This window comes from Actinoplanes sp. NPDC021490 (assembly GCF_055562135.1).
The window spans coordinates 246,718-262,674 of the sequence record NZ_JBVHFW010000004.1; the positions used below are offsets into that span (position 1 = coordinate 246,718).

At 69.7% G+C, this 15,957-nt stretch carries 14 protein-coding genes; 10 read left to right on the forward strand and 4 right to left on the reverse strand.

Annotated features, from left to right (window positions below; translation table 11 throughout):
• The first annotated feature begins 3 nt into the window (after window positions 1–3).
• Window positions 4–2,526, forward strand: coding sequence for a DNA gyrase/topoisomerase IV subunit A (locus ACZ3I4_RS12845; RefSeq protein ID WP_465382061.1), 2,523 nt, complete (start codon window positions 4–6; stop codon window positions 2,524–2,526).
• 70 nt (window positions 2,527–2,596) lie between these two features.
• Here ACZ3I4_RS12845 and ACZ3I4_RS12850 read toward each other — a convergent pair whose 3' ends face one another.
• The 3 genes from ACZ3I4_RS12850 to ACZ3I4_RS12860 form a co-directional block, all read right to left on the reverse strand.
• Window positions 2,597–3,247 (reverse strand): hypothetical protein, encoded by a 651-nt coding sequence (locus ACZ3I4_RS12850; RefSeq protein ID WP_465382062.1) that lies wholly within the window; start codon window positions 3,245–3,247, stop codon window positions 2,597–2,599.
• Window positions 3,248–3,319: 72 nt separating this feature from the next.
• Window positions 3,320–3,682, reverse strand: a complete 363-nt coding sequence (locus ACZ3I4_RS12855) for a DUF2203 domain-containing protein (RefSeq protein ID WP_465382063.1) — start codon at window positions 3,680–3,682, stop codon at window positions 3,320–3,322.
• A 35-nt stretch (window positions 3,683–3,717) separates the two neighbouring features.
• Window positions 3,718–4,185: a TM2 domain-containing protein gene (locus ACZ3I4_RS12860; RefSeq protein ID WP_465382064.1), complete on the reverse strand. Its 468-nt coding sequence runs from the start codon at window positions 4,183–4,185 to the stop codon at window positions 3,718–3,720.
• 35 nt (window positions 4,186–4,220) lie between these two features.
• On the opposite strand from ACZ3I4_RS12860, the gene ACZ3I4_RS12865 reads away from it, so the two are divergent.
• From ACZ3I4_RS12865 to ACZ3I4_RS12900, 8 genes are all read left to right on the forward strand, one after another.
• Window positions 4,221–5,081: an NAD-dependent protein deacetylase gene (locus ACZ3I4_RS12865; RefSeq protein WP_465382065.1), complete on the forward strand. Its 861-nt coding sequence runs from the start codon at window positions 4,221–4,223 to the stop codon at window positions 5,079–5,081.
• A gap of 165 nt (window positions 5,082–5,246) precedes the next feature.
• Window positions 5,247–6,248 carry a LacI family DNA-binding transcriptional regulator gene (locus ACZ3I4_RS12870; protein WP_465382066.1) on the forward strand — a complete coding sequence of 334 codons (1,002 nt, stop codon included), beginning with the start codon at window positions 5,247–5,249 and terminating at the stop codon, window positions 6,246–6,248.
• An 89-nt stretch (window positions 6,249–6,337) separates the two neighbouring features.
• Window positions 6,338–8,026 (forward strand): ABC transporter substrate-binding protein, encoded by a 1,689-nt coding sequence (locus tag ACZ3I4_RS12875; protein ID WP_465382067.1) that lies wholly within the window; start codon window positions 6,338–6,340, stop codon window positions 8,024–8,026.
• 75 nt (window positions 8,027–8,101) lie between these two features.
• Window positions 8,102–9,238, forward strand: coding sequence for an ABC transporter ATP-binding protein (locus ACZ3I4_RS12880; RefSeq protein WP_465382068.1), 1,137 nt, complete (start codon window positions 8,102–8,104; stop codon window positions 9,236–9,238).
• Window positions 9,235–10,215, forward strand: a complete 981-nt coding sequence (locus ACZ3I4_RS12885) for an ABC transporter permease (RefSeq protein WP_465382069.1) — start codon at window positions 9,235–9,237, stop codon at window positions 10,213–10,215. Before ACZ3I4_RS12880 ends, ACZ3I4_RS12885 begins: the two co-directional genes overlap by 4 nt.
• 3 nt (window positions 10,216–10,218) lie before the next feature.
• Complete coding sequence (locus ACZ3I4_RS12890) at window positions 10,219–11,289, forward strand: ABC transporter permease (protein WP_465382070.1); 1,071 nt, start codon at window positions 10,219–10,221, stop codon at window positions 11,287–11,289.
• Window positions 11,290–11,291: 2 nt separating this feature from the next.
• A complete protein-coding gene (locus ACZ3I4_RS12895) occupies window positions 11,292–12,296 on the forward strand; it encodes an ABC transporter ATP-binding protein (RefSeq protein ID WP_465382071.1) in 1,005 nt (334 codons plus the stop codon).
• A gap of 67 nt (window positions 12,297–12,363) precedes the next feature.
• The gene (locus ACZ3I4_RS12900; RefSeq protein ID WP_465382072.1) at window positions 12,364–13,752 is read left to right on the forward strand and encodes a GH1 family beta-glucosidase; all 1,389 of its coding nucleotides are present in this window, start codon (window positions 12,364–12,366) and stop codon (window positions 13,750–13,752) included.
• Between the two features lie 23 nt (window positions 13,753–13,775).
• Here ACZ3I4_RS12900 and ACZ3I4_RS12905 read toward each other — a convergent pair whose 3' ends face one another.
• Window positions 13,776–15,014: an ROK family protein gene (locus ACZ3I4_RS12905; RefSeq protein WP_465382073.1), complete on the reverse strand. Its 1,239-nt coding sequence runs from the start codon at window positions 15,012–15,014 to the stop codon at window positions 13,776–13,778.
• A gap of 101 nt (window positions 15,015–15,115) precedes the next feature.
• Between ACZ3I4_RS12905 and ACZ3I4_RS12910 the strand changes: the two genes are divergently transcribed.
• Window positions 15,116–15,946, forward strand: a complete 831-nt coding sequence (locus tag ACZ3I4_RS12910; RefSeq protein ID WP_465382074.1) for a class I SAM-dependent methyltransferase — start codon at window positions 15,116–15,118, stop codon at window positions 15,944–15,946.
• The last annotated feature ends 11 nt before the right edge of the window (window positions 15,947–15,957 follow it).

The following is a 15,957-nucleotide window of genomic DNA, read 5'->3' on the forward strand; positions in this document are numbered from 1 at the left end:
TTCATGGCACGCCGCAAGAACAACGAGAACCGCGTCGACCTGTCCGCTTTCGACCAGGCCGGCGCCCGCGTCATCGACAACCCGCTGACCACCGAGGTCGAAGACTCCTACCTCGAATACGCCTACTCGGTCATCCACTCGCGCGCCCTGCCCGACGCCCGCGACGGCCTCAAGCCGGTACACCGCCGCATCCTGTGGTCGATGTCCGAGCAGGGCCACCGCCCGGACAGGGCCTATGTGAAGTCTGCCCGAGTTGTCGGCGACGTGATGGGCAAGTATCACCCGCACGGAGATGTCGCAATTTATGACGCTCTCGTCCGGCTGGCGCAGGACTTCTCGCTCAACGCGCCGCTGATCGACGGGCATGGCAACTTCGGGTCGCCCGACGACGGACCGGCGGCCAGCCGGTACACCGAAGCGCGCATGTCGCGTGAGGCGATGCTGCTGGTCGGCGAGCTGGGCGAGGGCACGGTCGACTTCAAGCCGACCTACGACGGCTCCGACCTCGAACCCCGGGTGCTGCCCGCCGCTTTCCCCAACCTGCTGGTCAACGGCACGTCGGGCATCGCGGTCGGCATGGCCACCAACATGATCCCGCACAACCTCGGCGAGGTCGTGGCGGCGGCTCGGCATTTGATCACCAAGCCCGAGGCCGACCTCGACGAGCTGATGCGGTTTGTGCCCGGGCCCGACCTGCCGACCGGCGGGCAGCTGCTCGGGCTCGACGAGGTGCGCCGGGCGTACGAGACGGGCCGGGGTGTCGTGCGCATGCGGGCGCGGGCCCAGACCGGGCCGCTCGAGGGCGGCCGCGGGCGGCAGGCGATCACCGTCACCGAGCTTCCGTACGGGGTGGGCACCGAAAAGATCATCGAGGCCATCACCGACGAGGTGAAGGGCAAGCTCATCGTTTCCGGTCCCAAGCGGGGGCAGCGTCAGGCGGCCCGGCTGCAGGGCATCGCCGACGTGAAGGACCTGACCGACCGTGAGCACGGCACCCGGCTGGTCATCGAGTGCAAGGTCGGGGTCAACCCGCAGGCGCTGCTGGCCGACCTCTATCGCCTGACCCCGCTCGAGACCTCGTTCGGCATCAACAACCTCGTGCTGGTCGACGGTCAGCCGCAGACGTTGGGGCTCAAGGCGCTGCTCGAGGTCTTCGTCCAGCACCGCTACGACGTCGTCACCCGGCGCACCGAGTTCCGCCGCACCAAGCGGCAGGACCGTCTGCACCTGGTCGACGGCCTGCTCATCGCCCTGATCGACATCGACCGGGTGGTCGCGATCATCCGGGGCAGCGACGACGCGGCCGCGGCCAAGGCGTCGCTCATGCAGGAGTTCAGCCTCAGCGACATCCAGGCGACGTACATCCTGGACACCCCGCTGCGGCGGCTCACCCGCTTCGACCGCATCGAGCTCGAGACCGAGCAGGAACGCCTGCGCAACGAGATCGCCGAGCTCAGCCGCATCCTCGACAACGTCGACGTGCTCAAGCAGGTCGTCTCGGACGAGCTGGCCGAGGTGACGTCGGAGTTCGGCGGGCCCCGGCGCACCACGCTGATCGACGGTGACCTCAAGGAGGTGCTCGCCGCGTCCGCGCCGGCCGGGCCGCTCGAGGTGGCCGACGATCCCTGCCAGGTGATCCTGTCGGCCACCGGCCTGATCGCCCGGACCGCGGCCGAGAGCGAGGAGGCCACCGAGGCTCGCCGCCGTTCGGGCCGGGTCAAGCACGACGCCGTACGGGCGATCGTGCACTCGACCGCGCGTGGTCGCATCCTGCTGATCACCAACCGGGGCCGCGCGTTCAAGACCGACGTGCTGCCGCTGCCGGTGCTGCCCGAGCAGTCGGGCACGGTGTCGATCCGCGGCGGCATGTCGGCCTCCGAGCTGGTGCCGCTGGAAAAGGGGGAGAAGGTCGTCGGCCTGGCCCCGCTGAACGCGGCCGGCTCGCCCGGGCTGGCCATGGGCACCCGGTCCGGCGTGGTCAAGGTGTGCTCGCCCGAGTGGCCGGTGCGCTCGGACGAGTTCGAGGTGATCACGCTCAAGGACGGCGACGAGGTTCTGCAGGCCACGTGGCTCACCGACGGGGCCGAGGCGCTGGTGTTCGTCACGTCCGACGCGTCGCTGCTGCGTTTCCCGGCCAAGACGGTGCGGCCGCAGGGCCTCAAGGGCGGCGGCATGGCGGGCGTCAACCTGACCGCCGACGCCGAGGTGGTGTCGTTCAACGTCGTGGCGACGGCCGACCACGATCACGGTGAGCCGATGGTGGTGACGTCGACCGGCACCCAGACCAAGGTGTCGCCGTTCGCGTCCTATCCGGCCAAGGGCCGGGCGACGGGTGGCGTACGGGCGCAGAGGTTCCTCAAGGGGGAGACGCGCCTGACGGTGGCCTGGGTGGGTCCGCGGCCGGTCGGGTCGAGCAACACGGGCGATCCGATCGAGCTGCCCGAGCCCGACGCGCGGCGGGACGGCTCGGGCGAGGCCGTGCTGATGGCCCCGCAGATCATCGGCCACCTGATCGAGCGCGGCTGAGGTCGGCCGGGTCCGCGCCCGTCCGGGTCACCGCGCCGCTGAGGCGCGGCGGAGCGGGCGCGGCTGAGGTTCACCAGGGTGTGTCGGGCCCGATGTCGAGCAGTTGGACGACGAGCAGGGCCCGGCGCACGGCCTCCCCGGCCGCGGCGGCGTCGGGCCACGAGTCCCGCGGCTCGATGGTGAACAGTTCGTTGCCGCGCACGGTGAAGGGCGGGATCTCGCCGGACAGGAACGACTGACGCAGCAGGGGTCGTTCCAGCCGGGGGGAGTCGCCGACGAAGACGTACGGCAGCCGGGCGGCCATCGGCGGCTCCTGCAGGGGCAGGCCGACGACGACGAACAGGCCCCGGCCCTCCGGGCTGATCGTCGCGTTGCCGAAGGCGCCACCCTCCCACTGCACTTGACCGAAAACGATCGGTAGGCCGTCCGCCGTTCCGCGGTAGGCGAACCGGACCTCGCTGCCGCCCTTGAGGTGCAGGTCCGACCACGGCCACTCGCGCTCGAGCGGGTCGACGGCCGTCCAGCCGCGGGCGGCCCAGCGCACCAGTGACCGCAGGGTCAGGGCGCGGCCGACCGCGATTGCCGTGGTGATGGCCAGCCCCAGACCGAGAAGCACCCCGCATCCCGCGAAACTGCGGTAGCGGAACGCGACGCCCACGAAGAACACGGTGGGCAGGGCCCACGCCCCGGCGATCCACCACGCCCGCGTATCGATGCGCATCGCGACCAGGGTGTCAGACCGGGGCGAGGCGCCGGAACGGGCCAGGGGTGCCAGAGCGGAGCCGGGCCGGCGTCAGGGCATCGGGCGGCGACCGGCGAAACCCAGGTCGGCGCGGTGATACCAGTTCAGGCCGTTCTCGCCCTCGAGCCAGCAGAGGTCCACGTCCACGCCGTCGATCTCGGACGGGAAGTCGATCAGCAGCGGCGCCAGGCCCTTGAGCACGGCCCCGGTCTGCTGCACCTCGGTCATCAGGTCGTCCAGCCGCGCGGTCGCGGCCTTCCATTCCGGCATTCCGCCCAGCGGCGTCGGCGGCCCACCGGCCCCGATCACCGCGCCGAGCTCGGCCGCGTCGGCACGCAGCGCCACGATTTCCTGCAACACGGGCCGTAGCCGTTCGAGCTCGTCCCGAGCCTCGCTCACCGTGAATAGCCCCATGGGCCGAGCCTGCCAGCCCGGCCGCCAAGATCCCACTACAGCGGGCGGGTTTTTTCCGGCTCGACGAGGCCGTAGCGGGCCATCACCGCGGCCCGCCGCTCCCGGTTGACGCTCCGGACGCGCCGGCCGACGACCAGGCCGTCGAGCAGAGCCCACACTCCGAGCCCGCCCAGGGTGAACAGCATGGCGATCGACCGCCCGGTGTCGCCCAGATAGAAGCGGTGGCCGCCGATGATGCCGAGAACGGCCCAGAGGGCGTACGCGATGCGGGGATCCTTGCGGACGGAAGCGAACTCGTCCTCGGCGCGCAGCACACGGATCCGATCCCATTCCGGCAGCGACGACTCGGGGAGCGGCGACGCCCGCAGTGCCGACTCCGGAAGCGGCGACGCCCGGCGCGACGACTCCGGGAGCGACGACGCCCGCCGCGACGACTCCGGGAGCGAAGAGGCCCGCAGCGACGACTCCGGGAGCGGCGAGGGGGAACCCGAGGGCAAGCTCACCGCGGCCACGATAGTCGGCGAGGGATTATGGATGCGTGGACCTACAGGTTGTGGAACAGGTCGCCGAGCTCGCCGACTGGGTGGGCGAGGGCGGCGTCGTGATTCTGAGCGGTGCGGGATTGTCAACCGAGTCGGGCATTCCGGACTATCGGGGCCCTTCCGGATCGGCCCGGCGCAGTACGCCCATGACCTTTCAGGCGTTCACCCGGGATCCGATCGCCCGGCGGCGCTACTGGGCCCGCTCCCATCTCGGGTGGCGGACGATCGGCGAGGCCCGCCCCAACGACGGCCACCGGGCCGTGGCCGCCCTGCAGCAGCGGGGTGTGGTCGACGGCATCATCACCCAGAACGTGGACGGACTGCACCAGGCGGCCGGCGCCGAGGACGTGGTCGAGCTGCACGGCAACCTGGCCCGCATCACCTGCCTCGACTGCGGTGACCAGACCCCGCGCGAGCACCTGGCCGAGCGGCTGGACGCGGCCAACCCGGCCTTCGAGGCCTCGGCCGTCGCGATCAACGCGGACGGTGACGCCGAACTCGACGAGACCGAGCTCGACGGCTTCACGGTGGTGGACTGTCTCGGGTGCGGCGGAATGCTCAAACCGGACGTCGTCTACTTCGGCGAGACGGTGCCCCCGCGGCGGGTCGAGCGCAGCTTCGAGCTGGTCGGCAACGCCCGTACGCTGCTGGTTCTCGGATCTTCCCTGACCGTCATGTCGGGCCGGCGCTTCGTGTTGCGCGCGGCCAAGGACGGCATCCGCGTCGCCATCGTCAACCGGGGCGTAACACGCGGTGAGCCGTACGCAGGGCTCAACGTCGATGCCCCATTGGGCATTGTTCTGCCGAACATCGTCGATGCGTTAGCGACCGTTTCGCCCGCAAAGCTCAGCGTTTGACGTGGCGTTAACGAGGCACGTCCCCCTTGGTTATCGCACTGAAACCTAAATAATTCAGTGGCCCCGTTGACGTGACTGGCCTCACTGGCGTTAACTGCCGAAACCGCTTCCGAAACCGGTTCCGAAATCCGGTCGCAACGAAGCGGTGACACGTCAGGAGGACCAGTGCCAATCACCATCGCCGATGTGGCGGCTCGGGCCAAGGTCAGCAAAACGACCGTGTCCCGGGTGCTCAACGGCAAGGGTGAGCTGGACGAATCGACCGCCGCGCGGGTTCGTGCGGTGATCGATGAGCTGGGTTACGTGCCGAGTTCGCGCGCCGTCGGGCTGGCCCGCGGGCGTACGCGGGTGGTCGGCATGCTGGTGCCCTCGCTCACCTGGCCGTGGATCGGCGAGGTGATCCAGGGTGCGGTCGACGTGCTCGAGACCGAGCGCTACGGCCTGCTGCTGTTCACCTGCAACCGCGGCGAGGAGTCGATGCGCCAGTTCGGCGCGCAGGTGTCCGCCAAGTCGTTCGACGGCCTGCTGGTCATCGAGCCCGAGGGGACCCTCGACTACATCGCCACCCTGCACCGCCGTGGGCTGCCGGTCGTGCTGATCGACGACCGCGACCAGACCTCGGGCGAGATCCCGAGCGTCGGCACCACCAACCACGACGGCGCGGGTTCGGCCGCGCGGCACCTGATCGAGATCGGCCGCACCCGGCCGCTGGTGATCTCCGGGCCCGAGCGGTTCGGCTGCACCCAGCAACGCCACGCCGGCTTCGCCTCGGTCTTCGCCGGCGCGGGCCACCCGATCGACGCCGACCGGCTGTTCCTGGGCGACTTCACCTTCGCCCGCGGCGCCGAGGCGGTGCAGTCCGCGCTGAAGGCCGGAGTGGAGTTCGACTCCGTCTTCGCCCACAACGACCTCGCCGCCATCGGCGCGATGCAGGCCCTGCTCGACACGGGCCGCCGCGTGCCGCAGGACGTGGCGGTGGTCGGCTTCGACGACATACCGACCGCGGCGCACACCCAGCCGCCGCTGACGACCGTGCATCAACCGCTGCGCGAGATGGGTGAGGCCGCGGCTCGTACGCTGCTCGCCCACTTCGAGGGCACACCCCTGCCCAACCGTCCCACCGTCATCCCCACCACCTTCACCCCGAGACCTTCCACAGTGGCCTGACGCGCCACGTACTCACGGGACCGGCGAACCTGCCGGTGCCGCGATAGCTCACGCCCTCTCACCAGTCACTTTTCGAGGAGATTTACGCGATGCAGAGAAGGAAACTGTTCGCGGTCGCCGTGGCGAGCGTGCTCGCCACGGGCGGCCTGGCCGCTTGCGGCGACTCGCCGAACAGCAACAACGCCGACAGCGGGAACAAGTCGTCGGTCGACTTCCTCAAGATCGGCATGCCGAACGGAACGCAGACCGAGAACCACAACCCGTTCGCCGGCACCTCCTCGGCGAACGCGCTCGGGTACAAGTGGATGATCTATGAGCCCCTGACCCAGTGGAACCCGGTGCGCCCGGCCGAGCCGCCCGTGCCGTGGCTGGCCACCGGCGTCAAGTGGGCCGACGACTACAAGTCGGCCGAGGTCACCGTGCGGGACAACGCCACCTGGTCGGACGGCCAGAAGCTGACCGCCGAGGACGTGGCGTACACGTTCACGCTGCTGAAGAGCAACGAGGCGCTGAACCAGAACGCGATCCCGTTCGACCAGATCACGGTGGCCGGCAACGTCGTGAAGGTGACCTTCAAGACGCCGCAGTTCGTCAACCAGAACAAGATCATGGCGAGCACCCCGATCGTGCCCAAGCACGTCTGGGAGAAGATCTCGGACCCGGCCACCGACGTCAACAAGACGCCGGTCGGCAGTGGCCCGTACACCCTCAAGTCCTTCACCCAGGCCGGCGTCACGCTGTCGGTCCGTGAGTCGGGCTACTGGGGCGAGGTGCCCAAGGTCAAGGAGCTGCGGTACGTCTCCTACGCCGACAACAACGCCCAGGGCACCGCGCTGGCCAACGGCGACTCGGAGTGGTCGTTCGTCTTTCTGCCGAACCCGAAGGCCACCTTCATCGACAAGGACCCGCAGCACCACAAGGTGTGGGCCCCCGGCGTGCTCGGCATCCACGGCCTCTACATCAACACCACGATCAAGCCGTTCGACGACGTGAAGCTGCGTCAGGCGATGAACATGGTGATCAACCGGGCCGACATCTTCACCCAGGCCGAGGCCTCGTACTTCCACCCGGAGATCAAGAGCGTGACCGGCCTGCCGCCGGGCGCCGGTGACGCGTTCATCGCTCCGGAGTACAAGGGCAAGGAGTTCTCGAACGACATCGAGGGCGCCAAGGCTCTGCTGCAGAGCGCCGGCTACAAGCTCAACGGCAAGGTGCTCAGCGACCCGTCCGGCAAGCCGGTGAAGATCAAGCTCAGCGACCCCGCGCCGTGGTCGGACTACCAGACCTCGCTCGAGATCATCAAGAGCAACTTCGCCGAGATCGGCATCCAGGCGACGGTCGAGAAGCCCAACCAGGATGTCTGGGACAAGAACGTGCAGACCGGCGCGTTCGAGGCCTCGATGCGGTGGACGAACGGCGGCGCCACGCCGTACGACATCTACCAGACCGTGATGGACGGCGACCTGATCAAGCCGATCGGCACCGCCGCTCAGCAGGGCAACTTCGGCCGCTTCAAGAGCCCGGAGGCGACCGCCGCGCTGACCGCGTACAAGAACGCGACCAGCGACGAGGCGCGGACGACCGCGATGAACCAGATCCAGAAGGTCTTCGTCGAGCAGGCCCCGATGTTCCCGGTCGGCGCCGACAACGTGGGTGCCGCCTACAGCGACAAGAACTGGACCGGATGGCCGACCGACGCCGACCCGTACTCGGGCGCGCAGCCGACCCAGCCGTACGTGTCGCTCATCATCGGCAAGCTCCGCCCCGCCGGTAACTGATCGCCGACGCCGCTCCCCGCGCCGCCAGGCGCGGGGGGCGGCGTTCCCGCCACCCCCGCAAAGGAAGCTTTCGCCATGACGTCTCTCCAGGACGCCAAGGCCTCCAACTTGCCCGGGTCTTCCGGGCCGTCCGGAGGACCAGGCCTCGGCGGCGGCGCAGGCGGTGAGGTAGTGCTTGAGGCGATCGGCCTGACCAAGCACTTCCCCGTCCGCCGGCGGCTGCGCCAATTTTTCACGAGGGAGCAGAACGCGGTTCACGCCGTCGACGACGTGAACCTCACCCTGCGCCGCGGCCATGTGGTCGCCCTGGTCGGCGAGTCCGGCTCGGGCAAGTCGACGGTGGCCCGCCTGCTCGCCCAGCTCTATCCGCGTACCGCCGGCGACCTCCGCCTGCACGGCGAGTCGACCAAGGTCAAGGGCGGCAGCGCCTTCCGGGCGTACGCGGCCCGCGTTCAAATGATCTTCCAGGACCCGTTCGCGTCGCTGAACCCGGTGCACACCATCCGGTACCACCTGACCCGGGCACTGAAGATCCACGGCAACGCCGGAAAGACCGACGACGACCTCGACAGCGCGCTGAACGACCTGCTCACCCGGGTCAGCCTGACGCCGCCCGAGCGTTACCTCGACAAGTTCCCGCACGAGCTCTCCGGCGGCCAGCGGCAGCGCGTCGCCATCGCCCGCGCGCTCGGGGCCGACCCGGAGGCGCTGCTGGCCGACGAGCCGGTGTCGATGCTGGACGTGTCGATCCGGCTCGGCGTGCTCAACCTGCTGCGCGACCTCAAGGAGCGCCTCAACCTGGCGATCCTCTACATCACCCACGACATCGCGTCGGCGCGCTACTTCGCCGACGAGACGCTGGTGATGTACGCGGGCCGGATGGTTGAGGGCGGCGACAGCGAGACCGTCACCCAGACCCCCGCGCACCCGTACACCCGGCTGCTGATCGACTCGGCGCCCGACCCCGACCGCCTGGCCGGCGAGGTCAACCCGCTGGACGAGGACCGGGGCAACGGCGAGCCGCCGAGCCTGATCAGCCCGCCGTCCGGCTGCCGGTTCCACCCGCGCTGCCCGATGGCGATGCAGCGGTGCCTGACCGATCTGCCGGTCCGGCTCGAGATCGGCGACAAGCCCGGTCACTGGGCGGCCTGCTGGCTCTACGACGAGGCGACGGTCGCGTCCTCGACGCCCGGAGAGGCGGCGGCAAAGTGAAGTACTTCCTCCAGCGCATCGCGTTCTACCTGTTCACCGCGTGGGCCGCGATCACCCTGAACTTCTTCATCCCGCGCCTGGTGCCGGGTGACCCGGTGCAGTCGCTGATCGCCAAGTTCCGCGGCCAGCTGAGCACCGAGGCCATCAACTCGCTGTACGTCCTGTTCGGCCTGGACGACAACAAGGGACTGTGGGCGCAGTACGTCGACTACTGGAAGCAGCTGTTCCAGGGTGACCTCGGCCTGTCCTTCACGTTCTTCCCGACGCCGGTCTCCGAGATCATCGCCGATGCGCTGCCGTGGACGGTCATGCTGGTCGGCATCACCACGGTGATCAGCTTCCTGCTCGGCACCGGCCTCGGCGTGCTGGCCGGCTGGCGGCGCGGCTCGTGGACCGACGGCCTGCTGCCGGTCACCACGTTCTTCTCGTCGGTGCCCTACTTCTGGCTCGGCATCATCGCGATCTATCTGCTGACCGGCCCGGACAGCTTCTTCCCGTCGTCCGGCGGCTTCGACTCGTCGCTGGTGCCGGCCTGGGACCAGTACTTCATCCCGAGCGCCCTGCAGCACAGCCTGCTGCCCGCGCTGACCATCCTGATCTCGTCGGTCAGCGGCTGGATCCTGAGCATGCGCAACATGATGGTGACGGTCTCGTCCGAGGACTACATCACCGTCGCGCACGCCAAGGGCCTGTCCGAGCGGCGGGTCGCGATGAGCTACGCGGCCCGCAACGCGTTGCTGCCCAACATCTCCGGCTTCGCGCTGTCGCTCGGCTTCATCGTCGGCGGCACGCTGCTGGTCGAGATCGTGTTCTCGTACCCCGGTCTCGGCTTCATCCTGCTGCAGGCGCTGGGGGCCAAGGACTACCCGCTGATGCAGGGCATCTTCCTGGTCATCACGATCTCGGTGCTGGTCGCCAACCTGCTGGCCGACATGGCCTACCTGCTCCTCGACCCGCGCACCCGCAAGGAGGGCTGAGCGATGACCACGATTCCCACCTCGAGCACCGCGCAGGTCATTCCCGGCCAGGGGGCCATGGCCCAGCCGGAGAGCGCCAAGCCGGCCAAGGCCAAGCGGCAGCGGCTCCTCTTCCTGAAGAACAAGAAGGCGGCCTTCGGCCTGCTCATCCTCGGCCTCTACGTGCTGTTCGCGATCATCGGGCCGTGGATCACCCCGTACGACCCCGACGCGCGCAGCAACGACCTGGTGCAGCCGCCGTCGGCCGACCACTGGTTCGGCACCACCCACCTCGGGCAGGACGTGTTCAGCCAGGTGCTCGACGGCACCCGGCCGGTGGTGTTCGTCGGCTTCCTGGCCGGCACCATCGCCACCGTGCTGTCGGTGATCATCGGCATCACCGCCGGCTACCTCGGCGGCAAGACCGACGACACCCTGTCCGCACTGTCCAACGTGTTCCTGGTGATCCCGGCCATCCCGCTGATGATCATCATCACGTCGATCCTGGACAACGCCAGCAACCTGCTGATCGCCCTGGTCATCGGTCTCACCTCGTGGTCGTGGAACGCCCGGGTGCTGCGCGCGCAGACGCTCTCGCTGCGCCGGCGCGACTACATCGAGGCGTCCCGGGCCACCGGCGAGAAGACGTGGCGGATCATCGGCTTCGAGCTGCTGCCCAACCTGACCGCGGTGATCGCGTCCGGGTTCATCGGCACCGTCATCTTCGCCGTGCTGTCGCTGATCACCCTGGCCTTCATCGGCATCGTCTCGGCGGCCGGCTGGAACTGGGGCACGATCCTGTTCTGGGCGCAGGGCCAGCAGGCGCTCGCCCAGGGCGCGTGGTGGTGGTTCGTCCCGGCCGGTCTGGCCATCGCGTTCCTCGGCACGGCGCTGTCCCTGATCAACTTCGCGATCGACGAGTTCGTCAGCCCGCGTCTGCGCAGCGCCGGCAAGACCAAGCTCAAGACGGCCTCCGGCGGCACCGTACGGATGCGGATCGGCTTCACCCCCGTGCTGTCGAACTCGGCCGAGCCGCACACCCGCGCGCAGATCCGCCCGGACGCCATGACGCCCGTGGCCCGAGAGGCGAAGTGACCATGGAACCTGTCCTCGAGATTCGCAACCTCAACGTCGAGTACGGCCTGGGCGACCGGGCCGTGCGGGCGGTCCGCGACGTCAACCTGACCCTGCACCGCGGCGAGGTTCTCGGTCTGGCCGGCGAGAGCGGCTCCGGCAAGTCGACCCTGGCCTACGGGCTGACCCGGCTGCTCGCCCCGCCCGGCGTGATCACCGGCGGCGAGGTCATCTACCACCCCGAGAAGGGCGACCCGTACGACGTCCTCGGGCTCTCGGACCGGGCCCTGCGCGCGTTCCGGTGGGCCGAGACGGCGATCGTGTTCCAGGGCGCGATGAACTCGCTCAACCCGGTGCACAAGATCTCGACCCAGCTGACCGACGTGCTCCGGGCCCACGACCCCAAGATGAGCGAGCACAGCCGCAACGCCCGGGCCCGCGAGATGCTCAAGCTCGTCGGCATCTCGCCCGACCGGATGGACGCGTACCCGCATCAGCTCTCCGGCGGCATGCGGCAGCGCGTCATGATCGGCATGGCGCTGATCCTGCAGCCGCAGGTCGTCATCATGGACGAGCCGACCACCGCCCTCGACGTGGTGATGCAGCGGCAGATCCTGGGCCAGCTCATCGAACTGCGCGAGCGGCTCGGCTTCTCGGTCATCTTCATCACGCACGACCTGTCGCTGCTGGTCGAGTTCTCCAACCGGATCGCGATCATGTACGGCGGCCGGATCGTCGAGGAGGCGCCCGCGGCCACGATCTATCGGGACGCCCTGCACCCGTACTCGAAGGGTCTGCTCGGTTCGTTCCCGGCCCTGCGCGGGCCCCGGCGCGAGCTGACCGGCATCCCCGGATCACCGCCCGACCTGGCCGGCATGCCCACCGGCTGCTCGTTCCACCCCCGCTGTCCGAAGGCCTTCGAGCCGTGCCCGACGAACATCCCGGTGCTCGGGCGCCCGGACAGCCCGGACGGAGCCGCACGTTCCGTCGCGTGCTGGCTGCATCCCACGGCGCAACCCGTCGGATGAACAAGGGGGCCGGTTCGCCTGGTGCGGGCCGGCCCTCTTGCTGATGAAAATCCCCAACTGGAGAGCCATGAACCCCACCACCACCAAGGTCCCGCTGGCCACCGGCCTGCCGCCGAAGTTCCTCTGGGGCGTCGCGACCGCCTCGTACCAGATCGAGGGAGCGGCCGGCGAGGACGGCCGGACGCCGTCCATCTGGGACACGTTCGCCCGGGTGCCCGGCGCCGTGGTCAACGCCGACAACGGCGACGTGGCGTGCGACCACTACCACCGGATGCCGCAGGACGTGGCGCTGATGAAGAGCCTCGGCGTCGACAGCTACCGGTTCTCGGTGGCCTGGCCCCGGGTGCAGCCGCGCGGAAACGGCCCGGTCAACCCGGCCGGTCTCGGCTTCTACGAGCGGCTGGTCGACGAGCTGCTCGAGAACGGGATCGCCCCCTGGGTGACGCTCTATCACTGGGACCTGCCGCAGGAGCTCGAGGACGCGGGCGGCTGGCCCAACCGGGACACCGCGTACCGCTTCGCCGACTACGCGATGCTCGTGTTCGACAAACTGCAGGACCGGGTCGACACGTTCACGACGCTGAACGAGCCGTGGTGCTCGGCCTGGCTGGGCTACCACGTCGGCGTGCACGCCCCCGGCCGCCGCGACTTCGACGCCTCCCTGGCCGCGACCCACCACCTGCTGCTCGGTCACGGCCTGGCCGTCCAGCGCATGCGGGCCGCCGAGACCCGGCCCCACACGTACGGGATCACGCTCAACATGGGCACGGCCGACCCGCTGGGCGACACCGAGGCCGACCGGGACGCGGCCCGCCGCGCCGACGGCATGGGCCTGCGGCTCTATCTGGACCCGCTGCGCAAGGGCGAATACCCGGCCGACGTGGTCGAGGACCTGGCCGCCCGCGGCTCGGCGATGCCCGTGCGGGACGGCGACCTCGAGATCATCTCGACCCCGTTCGACGTGCTTGGCGTCAACTTCTACTTCGGACAGGACTTCGCCGGCACCGACGACGAGGGCAACCGGCACGACGAGGGTGGCGAGCCGGTCGTGCGGGCGGTGTTGCCGGACACCCCGCGTACGGCGATGGACTGGCCGATCACCCCGGAGCGCTTCACCCAGCTCCTGACCCGGCTGCACCGCGACTACCCGGGCCTGCCCATGGTGATCACCGAGAACGGCGCGGCCTTTGACGACCAGCCGGACGAGTCGGGCCACGTCGCCGACGACGACCGGACCGAATATCTGGCCTCGCACATCGCCGCCGTCGCGGCCGCCCGGGAGCAGGGCGCGGACGTGCGCGGTTACTTCGCGTGGTCGCTGCTCGACAACTTCGAGTGGGCCTACGGCTACGACAAGCGGTTCGGCATCGTGAGCGTCAACTACCAGACCCAGGAGCGTACGCCCAAGCAGAGCGCCCTCTGGTTCCGCGACTCGATCGCCGCGATGCGGTCCTAGCAGCCGCTCGGCCGGGCCTGTCGTTATCGGCGGGCCCGGTCACCGGGACGGCGCGGCCGCGGGGTGAAGGCCAGCACCGGCTCGGTCTGCTCGGCCAGACCGCCCTCGGCCAGCAGCTGCGCGATCGGCAGCGTGGCCGCACCCATCGCGACGGCGTCGGCGCCGAGCTCACAGATCGTGATGGTCGTTTGCGCGTACGGGCGGCGCAGCGCGTGCCGGGCCGCGGCCGCACGGATCTCGGGCAGGAAGCGCGCGCCGAACACCGACCCCGTGTCGCCGCCGAGCACGATCCGTTCCGGGCTGAACAGGTTGATCAGGTCGGCCAGCCCGGCCCCCAGATAGCCCGCGGTCTGCTCGAAGACCTGCCGGGCCGGCTCGGGCAGAGTCTCCTGACCCAGATAGCGCGGCAGAAGCGTTTTCTCGTACGCCTCCCCGGTGGCCGCGGCCAGCCGCAGCCCGATCCGGTCGCCGCCGATGTACGCCTCCAGGCAGCCCCGCGCCCCGCACCGGCACTCGTCCCCGTCGTAGATCAGGGTGGTGTGCCCCCACTCGCCGGCGTTGCTATTCGCGCCCCGGTAGTAGCTGCGCCCGTCCATCACCACGGCCGCGCCCACCCCCGTACCGATCATGACGATGACCGCGTGCCGGGCGCCGCGGCCCGCGCCGAACCACATCTCGGCCTGGCCCTGCGTCTTGGCCCCGTTCTCCACAAAGATCGGCACCTCGCTGCCGGCCCGCAGCATCTGGCCCAGCGGAACCGAGTCCCAGCCCGTCGACTGCGAGTCGACCACGCCGTCCTGATCGACCACGCCCGGCACCCCGACGCCGAAGCCGAGCACGTCGGCCGGGGCGACACCGGTCTGCTCCAGCACCTCGCGCAGCCCGGTCAGCACCCGGCCGGCCACCTGCTCGGGCTCGTCGTCGTGGTCCAGCGTCACCGCGGCCAGGCGCGACATCTCCAGGTCGTACAGCTCGACCAGGACACGCGTCTCGCCCACGTCGGCGCCCACGACGTACCGGAAATTGGGTCTGACCCGCAGCAGCACGCGCGGCCGGCCGCCGTCCGAGCCGACGAGCCCGGCCTCCTCGACCAGCCCTTCCTCGATCATCTCGCCGATCAGGTTGCTGACGCTGGCCTGGCTCAGAGCGGTGCTGGCGGCGAGCTGCTGCCGGCTCTGCAGGCCGCCGTGGAAGAGGTCGGTGAGCAGGCTGGCCCTGTTCGCCCGGCGCACGTCACGCACCGTCGTACGCCTGGTCTCCAAGCTCGCACCCCGCCTCTCGATGGCCCTTCGCTGTGTCATCCAACCCCAGTCCGCCGGAAAATCGTAAGCCGACGTCATCGGCGGCGACATATCGTGCCCGAGTGACCGACTATCGCGACCTGAATCGCGCCAACTGGGACGATCGCGCGTCCGCTCATGCCGCCTCGCCCGGCTACGCCGTTGACCGTTTCGCCGCCGACCCGGCCTATCTCAGCGAGGTCGTCCGGTTCGACCGGTCGCTGCTCGGTGACGTGGCCGGCCTGCGCGCCGTGCACCTGCAATGTCACATCGGCACCGACACGGTGTCGCTGGCCCGCCTCGGCGCCCACGTGACCGGGCTCGATTTCTCGGAGAAGTCGCTCGACGAGGCCCGGCGCATCGCCGCGCTGGCCGGGGCCGACGTCACTTTCGTGCAGTCCGATGTGTACGACGCCGTGGCCGCGGTCGGCGACGGATACGACCTCGTCTACACCGGGGTCGGCGCGCTCTGCTGGCTGCCCGACGTCAAGCGCTGGGCGAACACCGTGGCGGCGCTGCTCAAGCCGGGCGGCCGCCTGTTCATCCGCGAGGGCCACCCGGTGCTCTGGGCCCTCGACTACGACCGCGACGACGACGTGGTCGCCCTCGCCTACCCGTACTTCGAGATGCCCGACGGCCTGGTCCTCGAGGAGGGCGGCACCTACGTCGAGACCGAGGCCGAGTTCAAGCACAACAAGACCGTCGAGTGGAACCACGGCATCGGCGAGATCGTCACCGCGGTGCTCGAGGCCGGTCTGACGCTGACCGGTCTGGCCGAGCACACCAGCGTGCCGTGGGAGGCGCTGGAGAACGGCCGGATGCGCGACATCGGCGACGGCGAATGGCAGCTGGCCGACCACCCGGAACGGCTGCCGCACACGTACACCCTGCAGGCCGTGAATCGTCCCGTTTAGAGATCAAGAGG